1 protein-coding gene and 1 pseudogene are annotated in these 1,157 nt (G+C 65.9%); both read left to right on the top strand.

Annotation, left to right across the window (positions count from 1 at the left end; genetic code table 11):
• The coding region (locus D472_RS0124340; protein ID WP_017607030.1) for an LVIVD repeat-containing protein at nucleotides 1–557 on the top strand (557 nt) is incomplete at its 5' end.
• Between the two features lie 132 nt (nucleotides 558–689).
• Nucleotides 690–1,157: pseudogene (locus D472_RS0124335) on the top strand (hypothetical protein); the annotation flags it as partial.

Here is a 1,157-nt window from a genome sequence, read left to right as displayed (position 1 = left end):
ACGAGAACTTCGCGTTCTGGCACTCGGCGACCTTCACCAACGACGCGGGTGCGGTGATCTTCACCGACGAACTCGGCGGTGGTGGTGGTGCCATCTGCACGCAGGACTACGGTCCCGAGCGCGGAGCCAACGCCATCTACACCATCGATGAGACCGACGACGAACCCGAGCTGGTTTTCGAGAGCTACTACAAGATCCCGCGCGTTCAGTCCGCCACCGAGAACTGCGTGGCGCACAACGGTTCCCTGATCCCGGTTCCGGGCCAGGACTTCTTCGTGCAGGCCTGGTACCAGGGCGGTGTGTCGGTGATCGACTTCAACGACCCGAAGAACCCCAAGGAGATCGGTTACTTCGACCGGGCTCCGATCGACGATGACCGGCTCATCCTGGGCGGGTCCTGGTCGGCGTACTACTACAACGGCCACGTCTACTCCTCCGACATCACCCGTGGCCTGGACGTGCTGAAACTGACCGATCCGCGTTTGCGTGCGGCCGAGCGCGTCACCTACGACGAGTTCAACCCGCAGACCCAACCTTCCTACCGGCCGGGACGCTGACCCCGCCTCCACGGCCCCTCCCGGTGGCTTCTCCTGGGAAGTCAGGGCAAATGGGAGGAATCAGGGGCCGCGGCGATGGCCGCGGCCCCACCGCATACCGCCCCGCCCTCTATGCGACCCACAGGAGTAACGATGCCCGCAGCTCCCCCGGAACGAAGAGGTCTTCGAGGCTCGACGGCCGTCGCGCTCACCGCGGCCGCCACCCTGCTCGGAGGGCTCCTCGGTCCGGCGGCCGCCCATGCCGACACTCCGCCCTCCGACAGCGTCACCAGTGACAACGTCGAGCACATCGCCAACGTCCCCAAACCGGACGCGGTGGCCGGCACCAACTCCGACCTGGCCTTCAGCGGTGACTACGTGATCGGCGGTAACTACGACGGGTTCGTCATCTACGACGTCTCCGATCCCGAGGACCCGCAGATCGTTTCCGAGGTGCTGTGTCCGGGAGGGCAGGGTGACTTGTCGGTCAGCGGTGACCTGGTCTACTTCGCCGTGGACTATCCGCGCGCCTCCGACGAGTGCGGCGCCCCGTCCGTTCCGGTGACCGACCCGGACGGGTTCGAGGGTGTGCGGGTCTTCGACATCTCCGACAAGGCCAAC

The organism is Nocardiopsis alkaliphila YIM 80379 (genome assembly GCF_000341005.1).
Classification (GTDB): domain Bacteria; phylum Actinomycetota; class Actinomycetes; order Streptosporangiales; family Streptosporangiaceae; genus Nocardiopsis; species Nocardiopsis alkaliphila.
This window is presented reverse-complemented; position numbering and strand designations above follow the sequence as displayed.